Annotated in this window: 24 protein-coding genes; 16 read left to right on the plus strand and 8 right to left on the minus strand. The window is 59.8% G+C overall.

Annotated features, from left to right (window positions below):
- The first annotated feature begins 29 nt into the window (after positions 1-29).
- The 3 genes from tsaE to upp are packed head-to-tail and all read left to right on the plus strand — an operon-like array spanning position 30 to position 1,830.
- Entirely contained in the window at positions 30-461 is a 432-nt protein-coding gene (gene tsaE, locus JQM66_RS05585; RefSeq protein WP_235228900.1) for a tRNA (adenosine(37)-N6)-threonylcarbamoyltransferase complex ATPase subunit type 1 TsaE, read from the plus strand.
- Positions 458-1,147 carry a tRNA (adenosine(37)-N6)-threonylcarbamoyltransferase complex dimerization subunit type 1 TsaB gene (tsaB, locus tag JQM66_RS05590; RefSeq protein WP_235228901.1) on the plus strand — a complete coding sequence of 230 codons (690 nt, stop codon included), beginning with the start codon at positions 458-460 and terminating at the stop codon, positions 1,145-1,147. Before tsaE ends, tsaB begins: the two co-directional genes overlap by 4 nt.
- 50 nt (positions 1,148-1,197) lie before the next feature.
- Positions 1,198-1,830: a uracil phosphoribosyltransferase gene (gene upp, locus JQM66_RS05595; RefSeq protein ID WP_235228902.1), complete on the plus strand. Its 633-nt coding sequence runs from the start codon at positions 1,198-1,200 to the stop codon at positions 1,828-1,830.
- A gap of 346 nt (positions 1,831-2,176) precedes the next feature.
- Here upp and trhA read toward each other — a convergent pair whose 3' ends face one another.
- Positions 2,177-2,899, minus strand: coding sequence for a PAQR family membrane homeostasis protein TrhA (trhA, locus tag JQM66_RS05600; RefSeq protein WP_235228903.1), 723 nt, complete (start codon positions 2,897-2,899; stop codon positions 2,177-2,179).
- Positions 2,900-3,067: 168 nt separating this feature from the next.
- On the opposite strand from trhA, the gene JQM66_RS05605 reads away from it, so the two are divergent.
- Entirely contained in the window at positions 3,068-4,060 is a 993-nt protein-coding gene (locus tag JQM66_RS05605; RefSeq protein WP_235228904.1) for a LacI family DNA-binding transcriptional regulator, read from the plus strand.
- A 140-nt stretch (positions 4,061-4,200) separates the two neighbouring features.
- Entirely contained in the window at positions 4,201-5,538 is a 1,338-nt protein-coding gene (locus tag JQM66_RS05610; protein ID WP_235228905.1) for an MATE family efflux transporter, read from the plus strand.
- Between the two features lie 29 nt (positions 5,539-5,567).
- On the opposite strand, the gene JQM66_RS05615 is transcribed toward JQM66_RS05610, so the two are convergent.
- A complete protein-coding gene (locus JQM66_RS05615) occupies positions 5,568-6,503 on the minus strand; it encodes a radical SAM protein (protein ID WP_235228906.1) in 936 nt (311 codons plus the stop codon).
- Between the two features lie 176 nt (positions 6,504-6,679).
- Between JQM66_RS05615 and JQM66_RS05620 the strand changes: the two genes are divergently transcribed.
- Positions 6,680-7,018, plus strand: coding sequence for a winged helix-turn-helix transcriptional regulator (locus JQM66_RS05620; protein ID WP_235228907.1), 339 nt, complete (start codon positions 6,680-6,682; stop codon positions 7,016-7,018).
- Between the two features lie 73 nt (positions 7,019-7,091).
- Here JQM66_RS05620 and JQM66_RS05625 read toward each other — a convergent pair whose 3' ends face one another.
- Both JQM66_RS05625 and JQM66_RS05630 read right to left on the minus strand, forming a co-directional pair.
- Complete coding sequence (locus JQM66_RS05625; protein WP_407946005.1) at positions 7,092-8,504, minus strand: alanine/glycine:cation symporter family protein; 1,413 nt, start codon at positions 8,502-8,504, stop codon at positions 7,092-7,094.
- An 89-nt stretch (positions 8,505-8,593) separates the two neighbouring features.
- The gene (locus JQM66_RS05630; protein WP_235228908.1) at positions 8,594-9,808 is read right to left on the minus strand and encodes an immunoglobulin-like domain-containing protein; all 1,215 of its coding nucleotides are present in this window, start codon (positions 9,806-9,808) and stop codon (positions 8,594-8,596) included.
- Positions 9,809-10,084: 276 nt separating this feature from the next.
- Between JQM66_RS05630 and ssnA the strand changes: the two genes are divergently transcribed.
- Both ssnA and ygfK read left to right on the plus strand, forming a co-directional pair.
- Positions 10,085-11,428: a putative aminohydrolase SsnA gene (gene ssnA, locus JQM66_RS05635; protein ID WP_235228909.1), complete on the plus strand. Its 1,344-nt coding sequence runs from the start codon at positions 10,085-10,087 to the stop codon at positions 11,426-11,428.
- A 22-nt stretch (positions 11,429-11,450) separates the two neighbouring features.
- Complete coding sequence (gene ygfK, locus JQM66_RS05640) at positions 11,451-14,402, plus strand: putative selenate reductase subunit YgfK (protein WP_235228910.1); 2,952 nt, start codon at positions 11,451-11,453, stop codon at positions 14,400-14,402.
- 45 nt (positions 14,403-14,447) lie between these two features.
- Here the strand turns inward: ygfK and JQM66_RS05645 are convergent, their stop codons facing one another.
- Positions 14,448-14,888: a hypothetical protein gene (locus tag JQM66_RS05645; RefSeq protein WP_235228911.1), complete on the minus strand. Its 441-nt coding sequence runs from the start codon at positions 14,886-14,888 to the stop codon at positions 14,448-14,450.
- A 116-nt stretch (positions 14,889-15,004) separates the two neighbouring features.
- The gene (locus JQM66_RS05650) at positions 15,005-16,198 is read right to left on the minus strand and encodes an AfsR/SARP family transcriptional regulator (RefSeq protein WP_235228912.1); all 1,194 of its coding nucleotides are present in this window, start codon (positions 16,196-16,198) and stop codon (positions 15,005-15,007) included.
- 369 nt (positions 16,199-16,567) lie between these two features.
- Here JQM66_RS05650 and JQM66_RS05655 point away from each other — a divergent pair, with 369 nt between their 5' ends.
- From JQM66_RS05655 to JQM66_RS05690, 8 genes are all read left to right on the plus strand, one after another.
- Positions 16,568-17,578 carry a transglutaminase-like domain-containing protein gene (locus JQM66_RS05655; protein WP_235228913.1) on the plus strand — a complete coding sequence of 337 codons (1,011 nt, stop codon included), beginning with the start codon at positions 16,568-16,570 and terminating at the stop codon, positions 17,576-17,578.
- A 134-nt stretch (positions 17,579-17,712) separates the two neighbouring features.
- Positions 17,713-18,759, plus strand: coding sequence for a type II secretion system F family protein (locus tag JQM66_RS05660; RefSeq protein WP_235228914.1), 1,047 nt, complete (start codon positions 17,713-17,715; stop codon positions 18,757-18,759).
- Between the two features lie 6 nt (positions 18,760-18,765).
- Positions 18,766-19,083, plus strand: a complete 318-nt coding sequence (locus JQM66_RS05665) for a hypothetical protein (protein WP_235228915.1) — start codon at positions 18,766-18,768, stop codon at positions 19,081-19,083.
- Positions 19,080-19,580: a DUF4860 domain-containing protein gene (locus tag JQM66_RS05670; RefSeq protein ID WP_235228916.1), complete on the plus strand. Its 501-nt coding sequence runs from the start codon at positions 19,080-19,082 to the stop codon at positions 19,578-19,580. The genes JQM66_RS05665 and JQM66_RS05670 overlap by 4 nt, the downstream gene beginning before the upstream one ends.
- Positions 19,577-20,002, plus strand: a complete 426-nt coding sequence (locus tag JQM66_RS05675; protein ID WP_235228917.1) for a hypothetical protein — start codon at positions 19,577-19,579, stop codon at positions 20,000-20,002. Before JQM66_RS05670 ends, JQM66_RS05675 begins: the two co-directional genes overlap by 4 nt.
- A complete protein-coding gene (locus JQM66_RS05680) occupies positions 19,995-20,399 on the plus strand; it encodes a hypothetical protein (protein WP_235228918.1) in 405 nt (134 codons plus the stop codon). Before JQM66_RS05675 ends, JQM66_RS05680 begins: the two co-directional genes overlap by 8 nt.
- Positions 20,400-20,416: 17 nt before the next feature.
- Entirely contained in the window at positions 20,417-21,472 is a 1,056-nt protein-coding gene (locus tag JQM66_RS05685) for a type IV pilus twitching motility protein PilT (protein WP_407946006.1), read from the plus strand.
- A gap of 39 nt (positions 21,473-21,511) precedes the next feature.
- Positions 21,512-22,432 (plus strand): 3-hydroxyacyl-CoA dehydrogenase family protein, encoded by a 921-nt coding sequence (locus JQM66_RS05690; protein ID WP_235228920.1) that lies wholly within the window; start codon positions 21,512-21,514, stop codon positions 22,430-22,432.
- 51 nt (positions 22,433-22,483) lie between these two features.
- Here JQM66_RS05690 and gltA read toward each other — a convergent pair whose 3' ends face one another.
- The gene (gltA, locus tag JQM66_RS05695) at positions 22,484-23,866 is read right to left on the minus strand and encodes an NADPH-dependent glutamate synthase (RefSeq protein WP_235228921.1); all 1,383 of its coding nucleotides are present in this window, start codon (positions 23,864-23,866) and stop codon (positions 22,484-22,486) included.
- 2 nt (positions 23,867-23,868) lie between these two features.
- The gene (locus JQM66_RS05700) at positions 23,869-24,711 is read right to left on the minus strand and encodes a sulfide/dihydroorotate dehydrogenase-like FAD/NAD-binding protein (RefSeq protein ID WP_235228922.1); all 843 of its coding nucleotides are present in this window, start codon (positions 24,709-24,711) and stop codon (positions 23,869-23,871) included.
- Positions 24,712-24,736: the final 25 nt, after the last annotated feature.

Below are 24,736 nucleotides of genomic sequence, written 5' to 3' on the forward strand. Positions count from 1 at the left end.
TTTTTACCCGGCAGAGGAGGACGGCTCTCATGGAATATCTCTCCCACAACGAACAGGAGACCGAGGCTTTGGGTCAGCGGTTGGCTGCCGCCCTCTCCCCCGGCGCCGTGGTGGCCTACCGGGGCGGTCTGGGCATGGGCAAGACCGCCTTCACCCGGGGGCTTGCCAAGGGTCTGGGCTATTCCGGCCGGGTCACCAGCCCCACCTTCACCATCGTCAACGAGTACGAGGGCGGACGTCTCCCCCTGTTTCACTTCGATATGTACCGTCTGGCAGACGATGACGCCCTGTTTGACATCGGCTGGGAGGATTACCTGGACCGGGGCGGCGTCTGCGCCGTGGAGTGGAGCGAGCAGGTGGCAGGAGCCATGCCCGCCGACACCGTTTATGTCACCATCGCCCGCCGTCCGGAGGACGACCGCTGGCGCACCATTACCATTGAAGGAGTCGAGCTCCCATGAAGATACTGGCTCTGGAGACCTCCGCCAAGGCAGTCTCCGCCGCCGTCAGTGAGGACGGCAAAATTCTCTGCTCCGGCTATCAAGACACCGGTCTGACTCACAGCCGCACCCTGATGCCCATTGTGGAGCACATCCTGAAAAACACCGGTCTGACAGTGGCTGACATGGACGCCATTGCTGTGGCCGCGGGCCCCGGGTCCTTCACCGGCATCCGCATCGGTGTCTCCGCCGCCAAGGGACTGGCCTTTGCGGCGGACAAGCCCGCCGTCGGCGTGTCCACCCTGGCCGCCATGGCCCGGAACGTGGCTTTTGCCGACGGACTCGTAATTTGCGCTATGGATGCCCGCCGCCAGCAGATCTACAATGCCCTGTTTGAAGCCAGGGACGGCTCCCTCACCCGCCTGACCCCCGACCGGGCCATTGCCCTGGCGGAGCTGGCGGAGGAGCTGCAGGGCGATCCCCGGCCCATGACCGTGGTGGGCGACGGTGCCCTGCTGTGCCACGGCTTTTTGACGGAAGCGGGCATCCCCTGCCGTCTGGCCCCGCCCCACCTGCGGATGCAGAACGCCATGAGCGTGGCCCTGGAGGCCGAGGTCATGGCCGCGGAGGGCAGGCTGGTCAGCGCCCAGGCGTTGGAGCCGGTGTACCTCCGCCCCGCTCAGGCAGACCGCCTGCGGCAGAAATAAGGTTTTCATTTGTTTACCCGATATAAAAACAACACAAAGGAGAAGCGATTATGAGCGGTAAAGTACATGTAATGGACCACCCCCTGGTGGCGCACAAAATGACCATCCTGCGGGACAAGAACACCAGCGTCAAGGACTTCCGGGAGATCGTCTCTGAGATCGGTATGCTGATCACCTACGAGGCCACCCGTGACCTGCCCCTGACCACCAAGGAAGTGGAGACTCCCATCTGCAAGACCACCGCTCCCACCCTGAAGGGTAAGAAGTTCGCTGTGGTGCCCATTCTCCGGGCCGGCCTGGGCCTGGTGGACGGCGTGCTGCGCATGGTCCCCGGCGCCCGTGTGGGCCACATTGGCATGTTCCGGGACGAGGAAACCCTGGAACCCCATGTGTACTTCTGCAAGATGCCCAAGGATATCGCCGAGCGGGATATCCTGATCGTGGACCCCATGCTGGCCACCGGCGGCAGCGCCGAGGCCGCCATCTCCGAGATGAAGAAGCGGGGGTGCGTCAACATCAAGCTGATGGTGCTGCTAGCCGCTCCCGAGGGCATTGAGCATCTGCAGAAGACTCATCCCGATGTGGATATCTACTGCGGTGCGGTGGACGACCACCTGAACGAGCACGGCTACATCGTTCCCGGTCTGGGTGATGCAGGCGACCGGATCTTCGGAACGAAGTGACTTCGAGGGGGAGCAAGCAACACCGTTGCGGCATGACGATTCCCGGGCACTCTGTGCCCGCCAATCGTGCCGCTACCTCGAAATCGGCTCGCTTTATCCGTCACTGACGGCGCTTCGCCGCTTTCCCCTCGACCTCCCCCACCACCAGTGACGCGGCATCACTGGTGTCGGCGCCCAAGGCGCCTGGGTCGAGGTATTTTCGCCACGTACACGCCGCGGCGAAAATAATTGGAATTTCTTCTTTTGCCTTCGGCAAAAGAACTGGGGGAACCGTAGGTTCCCCCTAGCCCTTTCCGCTGAAAAAAGAGACTTCGGTTAGTCCGAAGTCTCTTTTTTATGTGCGTGATCACACTCCATATATCTGCGTATAAATACCAACCCAGTGCAGTGCAGCGGCAGCCAGCACGAACAGGTGCCACACACAGTGGTCGTACTTCCGGTTCCGGGCAAAGGGAATCATCCCCAGGGTGTACACCAGACCTCCCGCCAGAATGAACCACAGCAGTGTCCGGCTGTGGAGGTAGAAGGTCGGCAGAAACAGCAGGCCACTCCAGCCCAGCAGGAAATACAGTGTGAAATGCAGGGCCCGCCAGCGACCTGGGCCAAAGGTGACGATCAGGGTCACCCCCGCCAGAATCACAGCCCACTGGACACAGAACAGCACCACGCCCAGCGTCCCACCCAGGTACACCAGGAAAATGGGAGCAAAGGTACCGCCAATCAGCAAATAGATGGAGGTGTAATCAAACCGGCGGCACACCCGCTTGGCAGCAGAGCCGCTGGGCAGAGCGTGATAGACACCGCTCATGCACATCATCAGCACCATGCTGATGCCGTAAAAGCAGGAGGCCATAACCTCCAGCCCTGTGTGGGACCTGACTAGCAGCAGCACCATGGCCGCCACCGCCAGCAGAGCACCCAAACCGTGGCTGACCGCGTTGAAGACCTCCTCCCCCACCGTCAGCACCGGCGGCTCGTTCCGCAAACGTGCCTGCTCCCGGCGGACAGAGCGTGCTCTGGCGCGGCAGGCCTTTCTTGCCATTTGATTGGTCATCTGAACAGCTTCCATGATACTCGTCTCCTTGCTTCGTTCAGAAAATGTTTTAATCTAGTTTGCAATATTATATTACACGGTTTATTATTTTATTTCAAGTGGTTTATCAAAATTTTATTGGACTCTATGCAAACCATCCGAAACCTGCTATGATGCGGATAGAACGGGAAAGGCAGGTGGACCATGGAGCGGGTGCGGATCAGCGACATTGCGGAGGAGTTGGGGCTCAGCACGGCTACAGTCTCCAATGTCATTCACGGGAAAACCGGAAAAGTCTCCCCGGAGACTGTCCGGCGGGTCCAGGAGACCCTGGAAAAGCGGCGGTACATCCCCAGCATGGCGGGCATCCTGCTGGCTCAGAACGACTCCCGCATCATCGGCGTGGTGATGAACGACCACGAAAAATACCAGGGTCATCTGCTGGAGGACCCGTTCATCGCTTCCTCGCTCAACGCTCTGGCGGCGGAGATCGACCACCGCGGCCAGTTCATGATGGTGAAAGCTACCACCAGACCCCAGGACATCATCCGGTTTGCCTCCATGTGGAACCTGGATGGCATGGTGCTCATCGGCTTTTGCCAGGAGGATTACCAGCTGCTGCGGGACCAGATGCACATTCCCTTTGTGGTCTACGACGGTTATCTGGAGGATCCCCGGGGCATCTGCAACCTGACTCTGGACAATTTTGACGGCGGGTTTCAGGTGGGGCAGTATTTTCGAAACCTGGGCCACAAGCGGGCTCTCTGCATTGCCGACAATGACATCTGCATGGACCGGGAGCGGTGGGATGGCTTCTCCGCCGGCTTCGGGGCAGCGGACTTCTGGCAGATCCCCATGGAGCAGGAGGAACGGCAAGGGTTCTACGAAGAGCGGTTGGAAACCCTGATGCAATATACTGCCGTATTCGCTGTCTCAGACTATTACGCCGTGGACCTGATGCAGTTCTTGCAGTCCCAGGGGATTGCTGTACCGGGACAGGTTTCCGTGGCAGGCTTTGATGACACTCCTATCTGCTGTCAGGTGGTCCCCGCCCTCACCTCCGTCCGGCAGGACAACGCCCTGCGGGCCCGGCTGGCTCTGGAAAAGCTGGCGGCCATGAAGGCCGGGGAGGAATCCGGCTCCACCCTGCGGCTGCCGGTGACGCTCATCAAGCGGGACAGTACCCGCTCCCCCTGAATCAAGCAAACTGCGTTGGATTTGGTGATCTGCACAAATCCAACGCAGTTCTTTTGTTTATAGTTACGCGTTTAACCTTTGCGGTTTTCCGACCTGGATGCTACCATGAAAGTACCAAATGCAGCAGGAGGCATATCCTTATGAAACTGGAATCCGGCTTTTTCAAAACCGTTTGGCGGCTGGCCCTCCCTATTGCCCTGCAATCAGTGCTGCAGGCATCCTTCAGCGTGGTGGACCAGATCATGATTGGTCAGCTTGGCAGCGTACAGGTGGCCGGAGTGGGGCTGGCGGGGAAATTTTCCTCCATCTTCACGGTGCTGGTATCCGCCATTGCGGCGGTGGCCGGCATCATGCTGGCCCAGTATCTGGGACAGCGGCAAACTGGGGCCGCCGCCCGGGCCTTCACGGTAAATCTGGCAGCCGCTGCCGCCGTAGCACTGCTTTTTACGTCGGTCTGCCTGCTGTTTCCCCAGCAAGTAATGAGACTTTACACCATTGATCCTGCAACCCAACAAGCTGCCGCAGCCTATCTTTCCATCCTGGCTCTTTCCTTTTTACCCGCGGCGGGCACTACGCTGCTCTCCGCCCTGTTCCGGTGCCAGGGTCAGGCGGCCCTTCCCCTCTACGGCGGCATGGCCGCCGCCCTGCTGAACACCGGCCTCAACTACATTCTGATCTTCGGCAGGCTGGGATTTGCCCCCATGGGGGCAAACGGCGCCGCCATCGCCACGGTGATCGCCCAGGCTGCAGGCTTTCTCCTGCTGCTGGCGCTGTATGTCCGTTCCCCCCACCGCCTGACCCGCTGTTCCGAGCGGACAGACCGCTCTTTCGATTGGAAACAGTACGGCTCCATGCTGCTGCCTATCCTGCTGTGCGAGTGGATGTGGAGCCTGGGGGAGAACGTCTACGCCGCTATTTACGGACATCTGGGCACCGACGCCTGCGCCGCCATGACCCTCACCAACCCTATTCAGGCCCTGATGACCGGGGCACTGTGCGGTCTGGCCCAGGCGGCTGGCGTCATCATCGGGAAGCGGCTGGGCACCGGAGAGACTGAACAGGCGTACCTGGCCTCCAAAAAACTCCTGTGGTACGGCTTCGGCGGCTCCCTGCTGCTTTCTCTGATCCTGCTGCTGACCCGGGGGCTATATGTGGACATCTACCGGGTGGAGCCTGCCGTCAAGGTCCTGACACAGCAAATTCTGACGGTCTATGCCCTGATTGCCCCTTTCAAAATTCAGAACATGATCCTGGGCGGCGGCATTCTCCGCAGCGGCGGCAAGACCCACCTGGTCATGTGGATCGACCTCATCGGCACCTGGGGCTTCGGGGTGCCCCTGGGCCTGCTGGCGGCCTTTGTGCTCCGGCTCTCCATCCCCTATGTATACCTGTTTCTGTCTCTGGAGGAGTGCATCCGGTTCGGCATTTCCCTGGTGGTACTTCGAAAACGGAACTGGATGCGGCAGTTGGAGATCTGAAAGGCAACAGGACGTCTTGGACCATGGAATTACAGATGGCGAAGATCCCTTCTGTATCGCCGCAGGTCTTCCTCGCTGACTTCGGAGATAATCCTGTCCAGCGCCGCCAAAAGCTTTTCTTTCTCTTCCGGCAGTTTACCTCTCAGTTGAAAAGCGTTGGAGGCCCCCATTGCCGCAAAGTATGTGGGAATATTCAGGTTTTCCGCGAGGATGCGAAGCTCCCGGTATTTTTCAAGTTCGCCTTCCTCCTCCCAGTTCCCATTCCGGATCTCCTGATACAGCTCGGATTCCTGATAGATCGTCAGCATAATCGGCCCAACCAGAAACGGATGCAGCTGATTGAAAACTTCCGCGGAGGCTTTTGCCCCGGCTTCCCCGCGCCCCTTACCGGAAATGCCGGTCAGATAGAAAAAGCCGTATTCGATACCGGCCTGCTCCAAGCGCTTGCACTGCGTCAAAATATCGCGGGAGGTATATCCCTTGCGCATGAAGGCAAGTGCCGCGTCATCCCCGGTTTCCACGCCGATCGTCAGTCCATTGTAGCCCGCCTGCCGAAGCTGGAGAAGTTCTTCATCTGTCTTATTAGCTAAATCCGTAACGCGGGCAACGCAGCCGATGGTTTCGACGGAAGGCAGATACTTATGAATGCGTGACGCGATCTCAAGCAGTTTTTCCATTGTCAGGACAAACGGATTGGCTCCGGTCAAAAAAACACGTTGGATCGGCGCAGGGTCGTCTTCTCCCTGAAGGCGCGTCAACATCCTGGAATAGGGACTTGTCCGCAGCATCTGTGCTTCCAGCAGATCTCTCTCAACGTCTTCCATGGGGGTCATTCTGAATTTGAACGGCAGCTCACTGTAAAGCGTACAAAATTTGCACTTATGATGGGTGCAGCCTGCTGTAACTTCCAGCAGAAGCGCGTCTGCCTCATAAGGCGGACGCCAAATCGTTCCTGTGTAATGCATGATCCATACCTCATCTCAAAGGATTGTGCGCAGGCAACGAGGCAAACCTGCGCATGACTGCCTCGTTGGCATCATTATAGCGGATCACCGCAGAAATAAAAGTACGGTACTTTTTTGAAGTACCTTTTGATTTGGTGTGAAATGCGTTATGATGATAAGGAATAGAGATGAGGAACATGAGAAAGTCAGAATCCGCCGTGAACTGCTGCAAGACGATTTCCACCGTACAGAAATTGCTGGGTGGGAAATATAAAATCGAGCTTCTTTGGTATATCGGCAAATGCGATATCCGGCGCTTCGGGCAGCTTCGCCGTCAAATCGGTGAAATTACGGAAAGTTCCCTTACAAAACAGCTACGGGAGTTGGAAGCGGATGGTTTTATCCTCCGCCACGACTTTTGTGAGGTACCGCCCCGGGTGGAGTATACCTTGACGGAACTCGGGGAGAGCTTTTTATCCGTCCTCGATCACATGAAGGCATGGGGCGACAAAAATCTTCACGATCCGCAGAATTAAAACGGATAAAAAAAGCGCAGCTTCCGGTTGGAAGCTGCGCTTTTTTAGCTTGCCGCATTTGCAGCCCGCTTTTTCAATTCCAGAATTCGGTTTTTCCGGCCAGACCGATGTCCGCCGCGCGGAACATCGGGTCCTTCCCCGCCTCTCTCTGGCGCCGGTAATCCTTCAGCGCCAGCAGTGCGGGCTTCACCAGCAGCAGGATCACCGGGATGTTGGTGACCACCATGAGGCCCTGGGTTACGTCCGCCAGGTCCCACACCAGGCCCATGCTGGCCATGGCACCCGCGAGCACGATGACAGACGCCACGATGCGGAAGCCCGTCATAAAGGCCCTGCCGGGCTGGCGCCGCAGGATGAACCGCAGGCAGCCCTCGCAATAGTAGTAGTTGCCGATGAGGGTGGTAAAGGCAAACAGCGTCATGGAGACTGCAATGAACACGGGGCCGAAGCCCCCCAGCACGTTCCCCAGCGCCGCCTGCACATAGGGTGCGCCGGCCAGCTCTGCCGCAGGCGCCACACCGGACAGCAGACACATAAAGGCCGTGGCCGTGCAGATCAGCAGGGTGTCGATGAACACGCTGAGCATCTGCACCAGTCCCTGCTTGACCGGGTGGGACACGTCCGCCGAGGCGGCGGCGTTGGGCGCGGAGCCCATACCGGCCTCGTTGGAGTAGAGGCCCCGCTTGATGCCGTACATCACGCAGGAGCCGGAGAAGCCGCCGAAGATTGCCTTGAAGTTGAAAGCATCCGCAAAGATAGCGCCGAACATGGCAGGAAGTTTCCCGAGATTCAACAGCACGATGACCAGTGCCACCAGAATGTAGAGAACACCCATAACTGGCACCATGACACCGGTGACCCGGGACAGCCGTTTGCCGCCGCCCATGATGCAGAGCAGGAACAGCGCTGCCAGAACAAGTCCCAGAATGGCCGGGGTAACTCCGGCGTCGTAGAAGCTGAACCCGGCGAAGGTGGACTGCAGGTTGTAGGAGGCCAGGGCATTGTACCCCACGGCATAGGTCAGGATGACGAACACGGCGAACAACACGCCCAGCCACCGCTGCCCCAGGGCAGTCTCCATATAATAGGAAGGACCACCGAAGCTGGAGCCATCGGGATTTTTGCGCTTATAGATCTGAGCCAGGGTGGACTCCACAAAAGCGGAGGCGCCGCCGAACAAGGCGATGAACCACATCCAGAATACAGCACCCACGCCGCCCAGGCAGATAGCCTGGGCCACGCCCACGATGTTGCCGGTGCCTACCCGGGAGGCGGTGGACAGCATCAGCGCGCCGAAAGAGGACACCGCTCCCTCCGTCCGGGGCTTCTCCCGGACCACACGGAAGGCCTCCCGCACCATGCGGAACTGCACAAAGCCCGTACAGATGGTGAAGGTCAACCCGGCCGCCACCAGGAACAGCGGCACCCAGGGGGTATACAGGAAGTCGCTGATCCGCAGGATCAGGCCGTCGATCATCTCGGTCATTTCTCCACGCTCACTTTCAAAGACAGATGGTCCTATTGTATCCGATTCGTGGAAAAATGCAAGAAAAATCGTTTATTTACCAAAAACAGTCAATGGACCGCTTCGCTCTCCAGGGCCTCTGTCTCCGGGTCGAAGGTCAGGCGAGATGCGCCGCCGTCCACGGTCTCGCAGACCAACAATAGTTGACTGCCCTCCTGCCACTCCAATCCCCAGATAGCCGTCTCCAGACCGTCCCAGTGGATCAGGTCATACATACTGCCCCAGCCGCCGCTGTGGAAATTGACGCCAAACTCCGTGGGAATTTCCGTCAGGAAGGCGTCCCACTGGCCATCGGCGGACCATACCCGGTAGCGGGCGGTGTTGGCGGCCAGCCGGTCCTCCGTCAGTTTCTCCACGGCGGATATCAGTTCCGGCCCCGCCGTTTCCATAGGCACCAGCCAGGCCAGCTCCTTGCCGGCGTAGCGCTCGGCAGTCTCCCAGTCGGCGCCGTTGGAGAGGTACAGGTCCGTCCCGTCGGTGACGATGTAGGAAAACCGCTCCTCTGCCACATAGTCCCCCTGTCGCATCTGCCAGAGGAAGTGGCCGTTCTCGTAAATGGCGTCGATGGCCATCACGGTGCCCTCGCCGTAGTCCTGGACCGTCCGCAGCTGGCAGGGAATATGCAGGCTCACCTTATATAAAAACGCTTCCACAGCCTCGCCGTTCTTCACGCCGTCGTTGGTGTACACCACATCGCCCTCCGCCGCCGTGTCCGCGCCGTAGGTCTCCGGCAGGTCCTCCAGCGGGGCAAAGCCGTAAGGGGTGTCAGCAGAGATGGCGGCACCTGCCTTCAGGCGGAACTCCGCTGTGCAGGTCTGGCCCTCCACCTCTTTTACAATGCGGTAGGTGCCGCCGCCCGAAAAATCATAATCAAACATGGAGAAATGGCAGGACAGGGCGATGCTCCCACCCGCCGGGAGTTCATAAGCGATAGCGTACCAGGCGGCATTCTCCACAAGCGGAACCTGATACCAGGAACCGTTCTCCCCCAGGGTTTCCAGCTGATAATCGGCGCCAGTCTCCACATCCCGGCCGCTCTCGTTTTTCAGAATATACCAGACGGCTTCCACGGACGGGTCGTATTCTGTCCACTCCGTGGTCATGGTGCAGGCGCACTCCCCCGCATCATATTCTGTTTGGGTGCTGCTTTCCGGTAGAGTTATCTCTCCCGCAGACGGCCCTTGTTCTTCCGGTGTTGTTCGTTCCTGTGGGCCGCAGCCCGTCAGCATCAAAAAAATCAGCAGTATGGAAATCAGCCTTTTCATCTCGACCACCTCTTATTTCCTTTGTCGCCAAAACCTGCCCAAAGGTTCCCGGCAAACTGCACAAAAAACGGGCTAAAAAATTTTTAGCTTACCTTCTTGCATTTTAGCTTATTTTTCGCTAGAATACAAGTACAATCCAAGAATGATAGCTGCAACGTAGTGCTGCGCGCACGGGCTGACACCTATCATTCCTTTTTTGATGGGTGTTTCAAACCAAAGCCGGTTTGAGACGCCTTTTTTGTTTTCGGATTCAAAAACACAAGGAGGTTTTTTTGTATGATCTTACTGGCAAACGGAAAAGTCATCACCCGGGACCCCGACGGTGTGGGCTACCTGCCCGACGGCGGTGTGGTCACCGAAGGCACCAAGATCGTGGAAGTCGGCAAGACTTCTGATCTGAAGGCCAAGTACCCCCAAGCGGAGTTTGTGGACGCCAAGGGCGGCGTCATCATGCCCGGTCTCATCAACGCCCACACCCACATCTATTCCGCTCTAGCCCGTGGCCTTGCCATCGTGGGCAACAACCCCACCAACTTCTATGAGGTGCTGGACGGTACCTGGTGGGCCATCGACCGCAATCTGGACCTGGAAGCCACCAAAGCCTCCGCTCAGGCACTGGTCATCGACAGCATCAAGCAGGGCGTCACCACCATCTTCGACCACCACGCCTCCTTCTGCGAGATCCCCGGCTCCCTGATGAAAATCGCCGAGGTCACCAAGGAATTCGGTATGCGGGCCAGCCTCTGCTATGAGGTCTCCGACCGGGATGGCGAGGAGAAGTCCATCCAGTCCGTCCAGGAGAACAAGGACTTCATCGACTACTGCGAGAAGAACCCCAGCGACATGCTGAAGGCCATGTTCGGCGGCCACGCCCTGTTCACCATCTCCGACAAGACCTTTGACCGGATGAACGCGGCCAACAACGGCCGGGTGGGCTACCACATCCATGTGTCCGAGGGCATGAACGATGTGTATGACAGCCTGCAGAACTATGGCCGCCGTCCCGTCCAGCGGCTCCAGGACCACAACATCCTGGGTCCCAAGACCATTCTGGGCCACTGCATCCACGTGAACACCGCCGAAATGGACATCATCAAGGCCACCGACACCATGTGCGTCAACAACCCCGAGTCCAACATGGGCAACGCCGTGGGCATCTCCCCCATCCTGCAGCTCTACAAGAAGGGCATTCTGGTTGGCATGGGCACCGACGCCTATACCAACGATATGCTGGAATCCCTGAAAGTGGCCCTCTGCTCCCAGCGGCACAACGCCTGCCTGCCCAACGTGGCCTGGTGCGAAGTCACCGACATGCTGTTCAAGAACAACGCCAAGATGGCGGAGCGGTGCGGCTTCCCCACTCTGGGCGTACTGAAGCCCGGCGCGGCGGCGGACGTCATCGTCATGGACTACAAGCCCTACACCCCCTTCTCCGACGCCAACATCGACGGCCACATGCTCTTCGGCATGACCGGCCGCCAGTGCCAGACCACCATGATCAACGGCAAGATCGTCATGAAGGACCGCGTCCTGACCGAGATCGACGAGGAGGCCGTCAACGCCCACGTTCTGGAGAGCGCCAAGCGCCTGTGGGGCAAGCTGAACCACTGCGAATATTAAGGAAAACAGAGGAGGAACTACCATGTCTGAACTGATGATCCCCATTCCCTTCCGGGAATTGATGACCTGGGTCACTACCGAATACCAGCGGGACGGCTCCGTGTTCGGCGTCCACAAGCCCTACAAGGCAGGCGTGAAGAAGCTGCCCATCTTCGGCGAGACCATCGAGACCCCCTTCGGCCCCGCCGCCGGTCCCAACACCCAGCTGGCGCAGAACATCATCGCCGGCTACTTCGGCGGCGCCCGGTTCTTTGAGCTCAAGACCGTCCAGAAGATGGACGGCGCCGATCTGGCCGCCTGCATCAACCGTCCCTGCATTCTGGCCGAGGACGAGTGCTACAACTGCGAGTGGTCCACCGAGCTGTATGTCCAGCAGGCCTTTGAGGAGTATGTGAAGGCCTGGTGCGCCCTGAAGATCATGAGCAAGGTCTACGGTCTGGGCGACCCCAACGGCTTTGTGTTCAACATGTCCGTGGGCTACGATCTGGCGGGCATTCAGGGTGAGAAGATCGACAACTTCCTCAACGGCATGATCGACGCCGGCAAGACTCCCATCTTCCAGGAGTGCATCAGGGTCCTGAAAGAGTTCTTCCCCGGCGAGAGCGCCTACATCGACACCATCACCCCCCATGTCTCCGGCAGCGTGACGGTCTCCACCCTCCACGGCTGCCCGCCGGACGAGATCGAGCGCATCGCCAGCTACCTCATTGAGAAGAAGCATCTGCACACCTTCGTCAAGTGCAACCCCACCATTTTGGGCTACGAGACCGCCCGCTCCATTCTGGACGGCATGGGCTACGACTACATCGCCTTCGACGACCACCACTTCAAGGAGGACCTCCAGTACGCCGACGCCGTTCCCATGTTCCACCGCCTGCAGGCGCTGGCGGACGCCAACGGTCTGGAGTTCGGTCTGAAGCTGTCCAACACCTTCCCCGTGGACGTGAAGGCCGGCGAGCTGCCCAGCGAGGAAATGTACATGGCGGGCAAGAGCCTGTTCCCCCTGACCACCACCATGGCGGCCCGCATCTCCAAGGAGTTCGGCGGACGGCTGCGGATCTCCTACGCCGGCGGCGCCGACGCCTTCAACATCGACAAGCTGTTCGCCTGCGGCATCTGGCCCATCACCATGGCCACCACCGAACTGAAGCCCGGCGGCTACCAGCGGTTCGTCCAGATCGGCGACAAGCTGGACGCCATGGACTTCAAGCCCTTCACCGGCGTGGATGTGGGCGCCATCGAGGCTCTGGCTCTGGCTGCCCGGTCCGACAAGTACCATGTGAAGGACATCAAGCCTCTGCCCCGGCGGAAGCTGTACGAGAAGGTCCCCCTGATGGACTGCTTCACCGCGCCCTGCAAGGGCGGCTGCCCCATCCAGCAGGACATCCCCGAGTACATCGAGCTGTGCCGCAAGGGCCAGTATGCCTCCGCCCTGCGGCTCATCACCGAGAAGAACCCCCTGCCCTTCATCACCGGCACCATCTGCGCCCACCGCTGCCAGACCAAGTGCACCCGGAATTACTACGATGAGTCCGTCCAGATCCGCGCCACCAAGCTGGTGGCCGCCGAGAAGGGCTATGACGCCTACATGGCAAAGATCAAGGCTCCCGTGCCTGTGAACGACGGCCGCAAGGTGGCTGTCATCGGCGGCGGTCCCACCGGTATGTCCGCGGCCTACTTCCTTGGCCGGGCCGGTATCCCCGTCACCATCTTCGAGAAGGCCGACTGCCTTGGCGGCGTGGTCCGTCAGGTCATCCCCTCCTTCCGCATTTCCGACGACGCCATCGACAACGACGTGGCGCTGATGTTCAAGATGGGCGTGCAGGTACGGCTGAACACGCCCGCTCCCTCCGTCGCCGAGCTGAAGGCTCAGGGCTTCACCCACATCTTCTTCGCCGTGGGCGCATGGAAGGCCGGCAGGCTGGACATTCCCGGCAACGTGGTGCCCGTCATCGGCTGGCTGAAGGACCTGAAGGCCGGCAAGGAAGTGTCTCTGGGCCATGTGGCCGTCGTCGGCGGCGGCAACACCGCCATGGACGCCGCCCGTGTGGCTCTGCGCGCCGGCGCCAAGTCCTCCACTCTGGTCTATCGCCGCACCAAGAAGTACATGCCCGCCGACGCCGAGGAGCTGGAACTGGCCATCGCCGACGGCGTGCAGTTCCTGGAACTGGTGGCCCCCGTGGAGCAGAAGGACGGCGTTCTCAAGTGCGAGAAGATGAAGCTGGGCGAGCCTGACGAGAAGGGCCGCCGCAAGCCCGTCCCCACCGGCGAGTTCGTGGAGATCCCCTGCGACACCGTCATCTCCGCCGTGGGCGAGAAGGTGGAGTCCGAGCTGTTCACCGCCAACGGCATCAACGTGGACGAGCGGGGCATCCCCGACTTCAAGACCAACATCGAGGGCGTCTACGTGGGCGGCGACGCCATGCGTGGCCCCGCCACCGTGGTGGAGGGCATCGCCGACGCTCAGGGCTTCGCCAACGCCGTTCTCGGCGAGGCTTACAAGTTCGCCATCCCCGGCCACGCCAAGGCCACCCGTGCCGAGGCCATCGCCAAGAAGGGCATCCTCTGCGAGTCCGCCAAGTGCGAGGGCGACCGGTGCCTGACCTGCAACGTGGTGTGCCAGGTCTGCGCCGATGTGTGCCCCAACCGGGCCAACGTGGTCATCGAGCTGCCTGACGGCCGCCACCAGATCCTGCACGTGGACCGGATGTGCAACGAGTGCGGCAACTGCGCCATCTTCTGCCCCTACGACAGCGCTCCCTACCGTGACAAGTTCACGCTGTTCATGACCAAGGAGGGCTTCGACGAGAGCGTGAAGAACTCCGGCTTCCTGCCTCTGGGCGGCAAGAAGGTGCTGGTCCGCCTGAATGGCAAGGTCTTTGAGGCCGACCTGGACGGCAAGAACGACCTGCCCGCCGACGTGGAGGTGTTCATCCTCACCGTCCTCACCAAGTACAACTATCTGCTGGGATAAATCACCTCATAAAAACCGGGGAGGCCCACACGGCCTCCCCGGTTTTTATGCTTGCATGGCGTCCAATAAGCGCTGAATATCTTTTTGAATCAGCGGCGCCATGGAATCCTTGTACCTGTTCCAGTCCATGGCTTCCACTCTTTGCCGGATGACAGGCCACAGCTCCGGCTTATACGGCGCCATATCCAGCAGCGCCGCCAGAGCCTGCCGCACCGCCGTGGGCTTTTCGTCCTCCAGAATTGCCAGCGTCCGGTCCAGATGGCGGTCGATGACGCCGTCCCCGTCCCACCGGGCCTGCTTGCAGAAGAGTCGGAAACCCCGGCACCGGACAGCCCAGGCTTTATCGAGGACCATCTCTGCGAACTGCTCCGTGAAAGGATACAGGTCATCCGTCTCCTCCGACAGCCGTTCCAGCTCCAAAAAAGCCCCATAGCCCTGCTTTGTGTCCTTTGCCGTCAGCATGGACAGCAGAATATCTTGCTCCATTGACGTTCACTCCTCCCATTCTTTTCCGGCGCCGAGCGGGGTATTCCCGGCATGAGTCTCCGAAATGTCAAAAAAGCAGACACCGGACCAGTGTCTGCTTTTTGATTCAATCTTCCTTAAAGAATTGGCTCCAGCGGATGAACCGCATACTGCAGCTGTACCGGAGAGTGGGGATACCGACGGGAAAATGCTCCCACGATGCGTTCACAGACCATGCAGCTGTTTTCATAATTGGCCTGTGGCAGCATCAAAATGTATTGAGAGCCACTGCAGCGAGCCACTGCGTCACCGCGGCGCAGGCTGATGCGGATCTGGTCCTCCAGATTTTCCATGGCTCGCTCCAGACTGCGTTTGACCAGGTCTTCACCCTTTCTGCTGGAGACAGAAATCAAGGCAATATGGGTGGCAATCCCGCTGCGAGCCATGGAGCGTGCGGCGGAATGACACAGCACCCGGAAGAAATCATACTCACACACCAGTGCGCCGGTGCTTGTCTCCGATTCCCGCAGCTGCTCATGGATGATCTCCATGGGCAGAGGCGCCTCATTGACCGTGCGGGTGGCTTCCCGGGAAAGGGCACGAGTCTCTTCCTCCGGCATGACGCCGAACTCCGTAAACAGCTGCTTGCACAGATCCTCATAGAGCGCCATAACGCCCTTGGCGTCTCCCAGTTCGAGCATGGCACGCATCAGATAGCGGTAAATCCCCTCATGGATGGGTTCCAGCACCAGAGCCTCCCGGCACAGGCGCTCCATTTCCCGATATCTTCCATACTCAGACAGGATCGGCAGCACCTTCAAAATAGCGTCCAGATAGAGGTTATGGTAATAGGCCGTGATCGGGACCACCCAGGCATCCGCAGCCAAGCGGGTCAAAAAGTCTCCCTGATAAAGTTCCAGCGCATCCAACAGATCCTGCTCCAGCGCAGAGTCCTCCATAATCCCATTCCGGCAAAGCCTTTCAAACTCATCCGCGTCGATACTCATGGAGATTTCCGTATTCCATTTGTATCCGCCATCCTGCCGCAGGATCAGATGATGTCCGGCATTCGGCCAGAGCTGGTCCAGCAGGCTCCGCACCCGGTGGAATGTCGTTTTCAGTGCGCTGGTGGGATTGCTACTCCTGGGTTCTTTACCCCACAGCACCTCTACCAGCTCTTCCTGAGACACGGTTCGGTCCCGGTTGTAGATCATATAAGCCAACAGCAGCCAGACCTTCCGGGAACGGCCTTCGGTATCCGATATTTGATTGTCACCGGCACGCAGGGAAAAATCCCCCAGCATCTGTACCCGCAGCTTGGCAGCTTCCATTTGTACGCATTCCCTTTCAATCTTATAACGTTTCAGAGTAATTATACCACCCATTTTTCATAAATGCAACGATAATACCATGCAAAAGGTTCCCAAAAATTTATGTGTCCTGCCCATCTTTTACTCTGCGGCACATAGGCTCCAACGGTTTCAGAATCTCCGGTCTCCGCAATTTTGTATCAGGAACTCCGTTTACACTGCCGCAAGCTCCGAAATTTCTGCAAATCCGACAAAAAACTTGGTTTTTTTGAAAAAACCCCTTTTCTTTTTCAAGCCAGTTTGCTATAATCAATAAAAATGCGTGATATTATCAGTTTTGTAACTATCGCTTTTTATTTACCCTTCTCTTTTTTCAGGAGGAACGCTGCTATGCGGACTTATTTTCCCCGTTTGATCTCTCTGCTTCTGCTGTTGATACTTCTCACCGGCTGCGGACAGGCACTTCCCACACCGGAGGTCCCCCAGGCTAACGCCCCCCAGGCGGAACAGGCGGCCTACACGGAGCCGGTCACGCCCAGCACCCAGGCTTCTCTGGGGCAGGAAGCAGCGGCTCTGACCGCGGCTCCTGCCGCTCCGCTGGAAGGACCGAAGACCGTCGCCTCCGGGACCCTGGTAAAGAAGAACAGCAAAGCCGTGATCGACTATTCCAATACCAAAGATGGCTATGTGATGGTACAGTATACTGCCCAGACCACCAAGCGGCTGAAGGCCCAGGTCAAAGGACCTACCACCACTTATACATACGATCTGAAGCTGGGCCAGTGGACCGTGTTCCCCCTGTCTGACGGAAACGGCAGCTATCAGGTCTCCGTGTTTCAGAATGTCAGCGGCACCCGGTACACCAACGAGCTTTCCCAGAGCTTCAAGGTGGAGCTGACGGATGAATTTGCCCCCTTCCTCCGCCCCAACCAGTATGTGGATTACTCCGACGCCGTCAACACCCTGGCCAAGGCCAAGGAGCTGACCAAAGACATCACTGATCCCCTGAAGCAGGTGGCTGCCATTTACGACTACGTGGTGAAAAACCTCCGTTACGACTATCAGAAGGCATCCACGGTCAAAAGCGGCTATCTGCCGGTCCTGGATACGGTGCTGGCGGAGAAAAAGGGTATCTGCTTTGACTACGCATCCCTGATGACCGGCATGGTCCGCAGTCTGGGTATTCCCTGCAAGCTGGTGGTAGGCTATGCCGGTACCGCCTATCACGCCTGGATCAGCATCTGGACGGCGGAGTCCGGTTGGGTGGACAACGTCATTTTCTTCGACGGCACCTCCTGGCAGCGCATGGACCCCACCTTCGCATCCTCCGGCAAGCAGAGCGCTTCCGTCATGGCCTATATCGGAAACGGCAAAAACTACACCACAAAGTACCTGTACTGAACCATCAAAGGGCGGCAGATGATCCAATTCGGATGATCTGCCGGTCTTTTTTTATGGAAGACTGGACGGAGGCATTCTCTTTCGCTATAATATTGTCAGATCCTGTCATTTTATCTGTTTTTATAGGAGCTGTTATGGAACATCAACTGTTATCCGACCTGCAAACCGCCTCTCTGTGCCGGGAGCTGTCCCTGCTGATCCACGCGGGTGTCCGTCCCGGAGACGGACTGACTCTGCTGACCCAGGAGGAACAGGACCCCTCCCTGCGTGGGCTGCTGGCGGACATGGCCGGACAGACAGACCAGGGCCTGTCCCTCTCTGCCGCCTTTCGGAACTCCGGCCGCTTCCCCGTTTATGTGACCGGACTGCTGGAGGCCGGTGAGTGGACCGGACACACAGAGGAGGCCCTGCGGGCCCTGTCGGACTATTACGAGCACCGGGACCGGAGCAACCGGCAGATCCGCCATGCCCTCACCTACCCGGTGATCCTGCTGTTGCTGATGCTGGTGGTGATCGTCATTCTGCTGAGCCGGGTGCTGCCGGTCTTTGACCAGGTCTACGCCTCTTTGGGCGGCCGCCTCACCGGCGTGGCCGGCGGCCTCCTGCTGCTGGGCCGCTGGCTGGATACCGCCATGCCGGTGCTGTGTGTACTGCTGGCCCTGGTCCTGATCCTGCTGGCCGCCTTTTCCCTCAGTGATGCCTTCCGCACCCGGGTACTGGCGCTCTGGCGCCGCCGCCGGGGTGACCGGGGCATCCTGCGGAAGCTGAATGACGCCCACTTTGCCCAGGCCCTCTCTCTGGGTCTGCGCAGCGGCCTTCCCATGGAGGAAGCCGTGGACCTGGGCGCCAACCTCCTGAAGGAGGTCCCCGCCGCCGCAGAGCGCTGCCGCCAGTGCCGGGAGCATCTGGCCCAGGGCGCCAGTCTGGCCGATGCCCTGCGGGATACCGGCACTCTCCCCGCCGCCTCCTGCCGTCTGCTGGCCCTGGGCCTGCGGAGCGGCTCCGGCGATACGGTGATGGAGGAGATCGCCCGCCGCCTGTCTGAGGAAGCCGACGAAGCGCTGGAGCGCCGGGTGACCCAGGTGGAACCTGCCCTGGTGCTGGTGACCTCCCTGCTGGTGGGTGCCATTTTGCTGGCGGTGATGCTGCCCCTCATGCACATCATGACCGCCATCGGGTGACCCGCTATGAGAAAAGGAACACGCAAACTCAATATTCCCCTTTTCCTTCTCCCGCTGCTGGCCGTTGCGGTCCTTCTGGTATTCCTGACCTCCCTCTCCAACCTGGAGCAGGGCCGGTCCGAGGAGGGCAAGCGTCAGCTGGAGGACGCCCTGCGGCGGGCCTCCGTGGCCTGTTATGCTGCGGAGGGCATCTATCCCCCCAACCTGGACTATCTGCGGGAGCACTACGGCATTCAGATCGACGAGACACGGTACATGGTGGTCTATGATGTCTTCGCCTCCAACCTGATGCCGGATATCACCGTATTGGAGCAGACGCCATGAGAGAACACAGCAGAAAACACGATCTCAGCAGCCTGCTGGTATTGCTGCTGTTCGCCGTCTTTGCGGTCTGCATCTTATCCGTTCTGTTGACCAGCGCGGATACCTACCGCCGCCTGTCGGACCGGGACCAGGGCAGCTATGACCACCGTACCGCCGCCCAGTACATCGTCACCAAGATCCGGCAGGCAGACCGGCAGGGTGCGGTATCCGTCCAATCCTTTGAGGGTCAGGACGCCCTGGTGCTGGCGGAAGAGATCGACGGGGAGCCCTACCTCACCCGAATCTATTATCACGACGGCTATATCCGGGAGTTGTTTACCTCCGCCGACGGGGAAATGCTCCCTGAGGATGGAGAAAAAATTCTGGAAGCCGCCGGCTTCCTGGCCTATGCCGATGAACCGGCGGAGGGCCAGCTGTCTTTGCGCATCCAGGCCTCCGACGGGACCTGGGAAGATCTGACCCTGTGCTTGCGTTCCGGAAAGGGGGCGGCGTCATGAGAAGCAAAGCCCCCCTTGCCATGATGGAGCAGCTGGTGATGGTGCTGGTGTTCGCCCTGGCGGCGGCACTTTGTCTCCAGGTATTCGTGCTGTCGGACAAGACCTCCCGGCGGAATGAAGCCCGGGACCGGGCGGTGATGGAGGCCCAGAACACGGCGGAGGAACTGAAAAGTCTCCGGGGTGATTTCACCCGGGCAGCCGGCCTTTACGGCGGCACCTTCGACGGCCAGACCTGGGGCCGGTCTTATGACGCGGACTGGGAACGGGAGGACGACAGCGAGGCCGCCTACCATATCCTGGCCATCCGGACAAACAGCGGCGATCCGCTGCTGGGCTGCGCCGAAGTGATGGTCTTCACAGCGGAGGGCGATCTGCTGTTCTCCCTCCCCGTGGCCTGGCAGGAGGTGACGGACCATGGATGAACGCCGTTCCTCTCCCCCGGCGGTGGGCGGCAGCTCCCTGCTGGTGATCTTCGCGGTCCTGTGCCTGACGGTATTCGCCCTGCTGGGGCTCTCCTCTGTCCAGGCCAACGGCCGGCTTTCCGATGCTTCCGCCCAGGCCGTCTCCGGCTACTACACGGCGGACTGCCAGGCCGAGGCCATCCTGTCCCGGCTCCGGGCCGGTGAGCTGCCGGAGGGCGTCACCGTCTCCGACGGTCTCTATACCTACCAATGTCCCATCTCCGACACCCAGACCCTGGCGGTGGAAGTCCGGCTGGACGGCGCGGACTGGACTGTCCTGCGGTGGCAGGCCGTCTCCGTTGCCGCCTGGGAAAGTGACGACACCTTGTCCGTCTGGGACGGCACCCCTATTTCCTGATACAGGAGGTTCCCATGATCACTCTGACAGATTGTCTGAAACAAGCGGTGGCCGACCAGGCCTCCGACCTCTTCATCGTCAGCGGCAGTCCCGTCTGCGTCAAGCAGGAGGGCCGCATTCTCCCCATTCACGAGGAGAAACTGATGCCTCCCCACACCCGGCAGTTTATCTCCGAGATCTATGCTATGGCAGGGCGGTCCATGGACGCCGTGGAGGCTCGGGGTGACGACGATTTCTCCTTCGCCATCCCCGGTCTGGCCCGCTTCCGGGTCAGCGCCTACCGTCAGCGCGGCTCCTTGGCAGCCGTGGTCCGGGTGGTGTCCTTTGATATCCCCGACTGGCGCTCCATGCGCATCCCGGAGGCGGTCATGGAGCTGGCCTCCGTGACACACGGCATGGTTCTGGTGACCGGCACCGCCGGCAGCGGAAAATCCACCACCCAGGCCTGCATCATTGACCGGATCAACAAGACCCGGGACTGCCACATCATCACCTTGGAGGACCCCATTGAGTTCCTGCACCGAGATCAAAAAAGTATCATCAGTCAGCGGGAGATCGCTGTAGACACGGCGGACTACCTCTCCGCCCTGCGGGCCTGCCTCCGGCAGGCGCCGGACGTGATCCTGCTGGGCGAAATGCGGGACCCGGAGACCATCCGCACCGCCATCACCGCGGCAGAGACCGGCCACACCCTGATTGCCACCCTGCACACCAAGGGCGCTGTCAACAGCATTGACCGCATCATCGACTCCTTCCCCAGCAGTCAGCAGGCACAGATCCGCATCCAGCTCTCCTCCGTTCTGCGGACCGTGGTCTCCCAGGAGCTGCTGCCGGACACAAGCGGCAGCATGGTTCCCGCCTTCGAGATCATGCACACCAACAGCGCCATCCGCAGTCTCATACGGGACAGCCGCAATTATCAGATCGACACGGTCATTGCCTCCGGCGGCAGCGAGGGTATGGTTTCCATGGACCAGTCCATTCTTGCTCTTTACCGCTCCGGTGAGATCACCCGGGATACAGCCCTTGACCATGCCTCCAATCCGGAACAGCTGCAGCGTCAGCTGGGCTGAGCTTGATTCAATTTTCACGTCAAAGGAGATGGTATCCATATGAATATTCCTGATATCAAAACGATTACCGTGGCAGGCGCCGGGACCATGGGCGCACTGATTGCTCAGACCTTTGCCGCCTGCGGTTATGAAGTCTTTCTTTGGAACCGCAGCCAGTCCGGTCTGGAGCGGGGCCGCGCCATCATGGACGAAAACCTGTCCTCCATCCCCCATGAGCGTCAATCTGCTGCCGCCCGCGTACTTCTGACCATGGATCAGAACTGCTTCCGCGGCGCTGATCTGGTCATTGAGAGCATTGCGGAAAACCTGGAGGTCAAGCACGCCTTCTACCGGCAGATCGAACCGCTGCTGAAGGAGACCTGTCTGATTGCCACCAATACCTCCGGTTTGTCCATCACCACCCTGTCCCGGGCCTTTGCCGCGCCGGAACGGTTCTGCGGCATGCACTGGATCAACCCCGCCAACCTGATCCCCCTGATTGAGGTCATCAGCGGAGAGCAGACCGCACCGGAGACGTCCGCGGCTGTCTATGCCCTGTCAGAAGCCCTTGGAAAGAAGCCCATTCACGTAAAGGACGTTCCGGGCTTCGCCCTGAACCGGCTGCAGTTTGCCGTCCTGCGGGAGGCGCTGCACATGGTGGAGACCGGCGCCGCCTCCATGGAGGATGTTGACCGGGCCATGAAGTACGGCCTGGGCCTGCGCTACGCCTGCATCGGCCCCTTTGAGACTGCCGACCTGGGCGGTCTGGACATCTTCTGCGGCATCTCCGAATACCTGTTTGCGGACCTGGCCGACGATAAAGAACCCCAGGCGCTTCTGCGGCAGAAAAAGGCAGAGGGCAAACTGGGTCTCAAGAGCGGTGCGGGTTTCTTTGATTACTCCGGCAGCCGGGGCGCCGAAGCGGTGGCGGAGCGCAACCGGAAGCTGACCGCCATCAGCAAGATCCTGTTCGAGATTTGACAACGCAAAAAAGGACTGTGCGGCAGCACAGTCCTTTTTTTGCGTTTTGATTTACTTGCTCAGAGCCTCGTCGATGGCCTTGGCGGCAGTCTTTCCGGCGCCCATGGCCAGGATGACGGTGGCAGCGCCGGTGACGGCGTCGCCGCCGGCGTAGACGTTCTCCTTGGAGGTCAGGCCGTCCTCGTTGACCACGATGCCGCCCTTCTTGTTGATCTCCAGGCCCTTGGTGGTGGACTTGATCAGGGGGTTGGGGCTGGTGCCCAGGGACATGATGACGCAGTCCACGTCCAGGTCGAACTCACTGCCGGGAACCTCGATGGGACGGCGGCGGCCGGAAGCGTCAGGCTCGCCCAGCTCCATCTTGATGCAGCGGATCTTGTTGACATCGTCGTTCTCGTTGGCAAAGATCTCCACGGGATTGCAGAGGGTCTTGAAGATGATGCCCTCTTCCTCGGCGTGCTCCACCTCTTCCTTACGGGCGGGGAGCTCCTCCATGCCGCGGCGGTAGACGATGTAGACCTCGGCGCCCAGACGCTTGGCGCAGCGGGCAGCGTCCATAGCCACGTTGCCGCCGCCCACAACAGCCACCTTCTTGGGGTGGATGATGGGGGTGTCGGAGTCGGGCCGGTAGGCCTTCATCAGGTTAATACGGGTCAGGAACTCGTTGGCGGACAGAACACCCTTGTAGTTGACGCCAGGGATGTCCATGAACATGGGCAGGCCCGCGCCGGAGCCGATGAACACGGCCTCGAAGCCCTGCTCCTCCATCAGCTCGTCCACGGTGATGGTACGGCCGACAACGGTATCGGTGGCGATGGTGACGCCCAGAGCCTTCAGGCCGTCCACTTCCTTCTGGACGATGGACTTGGGCAGACGGAACTCGGGAATGCCGTAGACCAGCACGCCGCCGGCCAGGTGCAGGGCCTCAAACACGGTGACCTCGTAACCTTTGCGGGCCAGGTCGCCGGCGCAGGTCAGACCTGCGGGGCCGGAGCCGACTACGGCAACACGGTGACCGTTGGAAGCAGGCTTGACGGGAGCCTCAGTGCAGTGGGCGTTGTGCCAGTCGGCCACAAAGCGCTCCAGACGGCCGATACCCACGGGATCACCCTTCTTGCCCCGGACGCAGTACTTCTCGCACTGGCTCTCCTGGGGGCAGACACGGCCGCAGACGGCGGGCAGAGCTGAGGTGGCAGAGATGATCTGATAGGCCTCCTCAAAGTTGCCCTTGGCCACTTCGGCAATGAATTCGGGGATATGTACCATGACAGGGCAGCCGGTCATGCAGGCGCGGTTCTTGCAGTTCAGGCAGCGCTGGGCCTCGTCCAGTGCCTGCTCCTCGGTATAGCCCAGAGCAACCTCGTCAAAATTCTTATTGCGAACGTTGGGGTCCTGAGAGGGCATGGGATTTTTCGTCAAAGACATGTTTGCCATGATTATTCGGCCTCCTTCTTGAACAGGTTGCAGGTCTCCTCGTGCTTATGCAGCTCGAACTCCCGGTACATCTGGTTACGCTTGACCGCCAGATCCCAGTCCACCTTGTGGCCGTCGAAGTCGGGGCCGTCCACGCAGGCGAACTTCATCTCGCCGCCAACGGCCAGACGGCAGCCGCCGCACATGCCGGTACCGTCGATCATGATGGGGCTCATGGAGACGGTGGTGGGAATGCCATAGGGCTCGGTGGTCTTGGAGACGAATTTCATCATGATCATGGGGCCGATGGCGAACACCTCGTCATACTGGTTGCCGGCCTCGATCAGTTCCTTCAGAGCGTCGGTAACCAGGCCCTTGCGGCCATAGGAACCGTCGTCGGTACAGACGATCAGCTTATCGCTGGACTTCTTGAAGTCCTCCTCCAGGATCACCAGATCCTCGCTGCGGAAGCCAACGATGGCATGGACCTCGGCACCGTCATCGTGGAACTTCTTCAGCACAGGATAGGCGATGGCGCAGCCCACGCCGCCGCCGACCACGCAGACCTTCTTCTTGCCCTCGGTCTCAGTGGCCTTGCCCAGGGGGCCCACAAAGTCCTGCAGGCAGTCGCCCTCGTTCAGGCGCTTCAGCTTCTCGGTGGTGGCACCCACGGTCTGGACGATGATGGTGACCGTGCCCTTTTCGGGGTTGTAGTCATTGATGGTGATGGGAATACGCTCACCCATCTCATCCACGCGCAGGATGATGAACTGACCCGGCTGAGCTTTCTTGGCGACCAGGGGAGCCTCAATCTCATATAGAGTCACAGTCGGACGGAGTTCCTCTTTTCTCACGATACGAAACATACTCTTCCTTCTTTCCCGAATCCAT

It is taken from the genome of Oscillibacter valericigenes (genome assembly GCF_021531915.1).
Taxonomy (GTDB): domain Bacteria; phylum Bacillota; class Clostridia; order Oscillospirales; family Oscillospiraceae; genus Oscillibacter; species Oscillibacter valericigenes_A.